Here is a 3,840-nt window from a genome sequence, read left to right on the forward strand (position 1 = left end):
CCGCATCCTGTCGGCGACGGCGTGGCGTGTTTTCGGTGGTATCCCTCGGACCCCCGCCATCCTGTCCGATCCACGGCGAGACGGCGGCTATCAGGAGTTATACCAATTCCGTATAGGTTTTATGCCGTTTGGCGCAGGGCGTAGGTCGGGCAATAGCGTAGCGTTGCCCGACAAAAGGTCGTGATGTTGGGCTTCACTACGTTCAGCCCAACCTACTAAAAGCCACCAAAAGCTCAATATCCATTCGGAAATTGAATCAGATTTCACCGGTGGATTTGGCTTGGGGTCAGACCCGCTCTCGGAACCGAGCAGGGGGAAAACACGACATTCTCGCCGGTTCGGAACCCGGCGCGGCGGACAGGAGACCGACCATGCAGACCCAAAAAATCTTCCTCGCCTCGTCTTCCGAACTGAAGGAAGACCGGAAGGAGTTCGAGATTTTCATCAATCGCAAGAACAACGATTGGATCGATAAAGGTGTTTTCCTCAAGCTGATCGTGTGGGAAGACTTTCTCGACGCGCTGTCGCCAACGCGGTTGCAAGACGAGTACAACCAGGCGATTCGGGAGTGCGACGTCTTGGTCATGCTGTTCTTTACCAAGGTCGGCCCCTACACCGAAGAGGAGTTCGAGACCGCCTTCGGGCAGTTCCAGGCCACCAGCAAACCGTTTATCTTCACTTATTTCAAGGATGTGCCGATCAGCCCCAGCAGCACCAACAGAAAGGATTTGATGAGCCTGTTGGCGTTCCAGGACAAGCTGGATGCCCTGGGGCACTTCTACACCACCTACCAGAACATCGACGCGCTGAAACTCCACTTCAACCAGCAACTGGACAAGCTGGTCGCTGGCGGCTTCATCGAGTTCAAACCGGACAAAGGTGATGCCGCGGCGGCGGGTGGTAATACCTACAACGCGACACTCACCGGCAGCGGCGCCATCGCGCAAGGACCGGGTGCGAGGGCGGCCAGCGCCGGCGGCGTGGCAATCGGCGGCCAGAACACCGCCCCGATCAACACCGGCTTGCAGATCGTCACCCACTACCATGCCGCCATTAGCGGGCGGCTGACCCCAGAGGAGATCGAGCGACAGGTCGCCGGCTATTTGCGGTGGCTGCGGGCGCGTACCGAGTACATCGAACTGCGCGGCATCGAGCAGGCGGGCGGGGCGCCGGTGGTGTTGCTGCCGCTGGAGATGGCTTACGTGCCGCTGCGCGCCAAATGGATGAGGGACGATACCACTGTCCCCTTGAACGAGGTTCTCGGGCTGGGCCGACGCCTGGTCATCATCGGCGGGCCGGGTTCCGGCAAGACCACGGTGCTGTTGCACATGGCCTGGGCGCTCGCGTCTTCACTGCTGAGCGAGCAACCCGACCCAGCGCGTTCGCGTCTCGGACCTTTGATGAAGCCGAGCGAGTTGGACGAACAAGGCCAACCGAAGTTGGACGAACAGGGCCAACCGAAAAAGCCCGAGGAATGCCAGCCGAACGAACTGCCTCTGCCCCTCTTCGTGCCGCTGGCCTCTTTCGCGCGGTACCGCCGCAACCTGGCGGACGACGCGCCGGCGAAAGAGCGAACGCTGGCTTATTTCATCGCGCACCACCTGATCAGCAAGCAAGCCGATTTCAATCTGCCCGCCGACTTCTTCGCGCAACTGCTCGAGGACGGTCGGGACGTGCTCCTGTTGCTGGACGGGCTGGACGAGGTGGCCAACGAGGACGAGCGCGCCGAAGTGCGGCAGTCGGTGGAAGAATTGGTAGCGGGGCGCGAGGACCTGCGCGTTGTGGTCACCTGCCGCACCATCGCCTACCGCGGCGGGCGCACAGCCTTGGGCGCGCAGTTCCGCGAGATCGCCGTGCAGCCGCTCGACTTCGAGCAGCACATCGCGCCGATGGTGCGCCAAGCCTACGCCTGCATTTGCCCGCACGACGCCGCCGCGCGCACCGAGCGCGCGAACGACTTGTTGGGCGGCATTCGACGGCTGGAAGCAGAGCGCCGTGCGCGGCTGGGCGAACGGGCCGAGGCGCTGGTGGACAGTCCGCTGCTGGTGCGGCTGTTGTTGATCGTACACTTCAACAACCGTCGGTTGCCCGACGAGCGCGCCGACCTGTTTGACAAGGCCATCAACGCCCTGTTGCAGGTGGATTACGGGCGCGAGGAGCGCGACATCCGCGAACTGTCGACCGACTGGAAGCGGTATCGCGACATGGCGCAGCAGCTTGCCTTCCACATGCACCAGCAGGGCCGCGACCAGGGCCGCGAAATCGAGGAGCCGGCGCTGAAACAGGCGTTATGTGAAGAAGCCGAGTTCAAACCGCGCATCGACGACTTTCTCGGCCACGCCCGGCAACGCGGCAGCGTGTTGGAAGAGCGCGACGGCGCGTATCGTTTCATTCATCTAGCGCTTCAGGAATTTCTGGTGGCGCGCTACTTGCGCGAGGTGACCGGTGGCAAGGGTCAGGATGCCATCCTCGCGTTCCTCAATGGCCGGCTGGACGATCCCTGGTGGCGCGAACCGATCCTGCTGTTGGTCGGCTACCTGGCCCTCAATGCCACCAAGGTAGCGCGCGAGTTCCTCCGCGCGCTGGCTTGGGCTGGCAGTCATTCCAATACACAATTTTCCGCTGCCGAACTGGCGGGCGTGGCGGTGTTGGAATGGCCCGACAGCGGCGAAGCCATCCGGACGGATTGTGCCCGACGCATTATCGAGTTGTTAAGAGACACGGACTTGCAGATAAGCTCAAGATTAGTGGTACGCAAACGCGCAGCCGATGTGCTGACAGCGCTCGGTGACCTACGCTTCGCCCCACAGCGGTTCTACTTGATGGATGACGACCGGCTCGGATTCGTGCATATTCCCGCTGACCCCGAGTTCGTGATCGGCACGCCGAAAGCAGCAGCGAAGCGGGTTGCGGAAATCATCAACGCCGATGTGCCCGATCACGAACGCAACGAGGTACTCACGCCAACTCCCGAGTTTTACATCGCGCGCTATCCGGTCACCGTCGCCCAGTTCAAAGCCTTCGTCAAAGCGAAGCTGCTCAAGGTCGGCGATGACCGTGCCTTGCGCGACCCTGACAACCGACCGGTGCGCTGGGTCAGTTGGCGCGAGGCCTTGGCGTATTGCGACTGGCTGAACGACTGTCTCGCCCACTCGCCGGCATTCGAGGGTAGCGAGATGGCGCGTCGGATACGCGAAAGCGGCTGGCGGGTCACGCTGCCCAGTGAACTGGAGTGGGAGAAGGCGGCGCGAGGCGGGCTGCGGGATGCCGTATTCGCGTGGGGCGACGAACCCGACCCGAATCGCGCCAATTACGAAGAGACCGGAATCGGTGATACCTCAACGGTCGGTTGCTTCCCGGCCAACGGGTTCGGCCTACACGACCTGCTCGGCAACGTCTGGGAGTGGACGCGCAGCCTATGGGGCCATGACTGGAAGGAACCCGAGTTCGGGTATCCCTACGACCCGGACGACGCGCGCCGCGAGAACCTGGCCGCCGGAAATGACATCCTGCGGGTTCTGCGCGGCGGCTCGTGGGACAACCGTCGCGGCGGCGCGCGCTGTGCCTTCCGCGACAGTCATCGCCCCGTCTACCGCGCCGGCAATGTCGGGTTTCGGGTGGTGTTGCGTTCGGCCCCCGTTCGTTAGCTCTGGCCTCGGGGAACTCTGACCTCTGGGACTCTGATGCTTGGTCTCTGGAGGGGGTGCGGGGGAGTGGTGATCATCGAACAAAAGTCCGAACGGACCGACGCGGCGGTGGAACTGCCCGACGGCCTGGACGGCTTGCGCGCCCACAACCTGCTGACCTACAAATCCCACCACGAAGCGCTGGACGGCTGGG

General features: G+C 62.7%; 1 protein-coding gene. It reads left to right on the forward strand.

Annotated features, from left to right (window positions below; genetic code table 11):
• The first annotated feature begins 371 nt into the window (after positions 1 to 371).
• Positions 372 to 3,647 (forward strand): SUMF1/EgtB/PvdO family nonheme iron enzyme, encoded by a 3,276-nt coding sequence (locus tag K1X71_21070; protein ID MBX7075641.1) that lies wholly within the window; start codon positions 372 to 374, stop codon positions 3,645 to 3,647.
• Positions 3,648 to 3,840 lie beyond the last annotated feature (193 nt).

It is taken from the genome of Pirellulales bacterium, assembly GCA_019694455.1.
Taxonomy (GTDB): domain Bacteria; phylum Planctomycetota; class Planctomycetia; order Pirellulales; family JAEUIK01; genus JAIBBY01.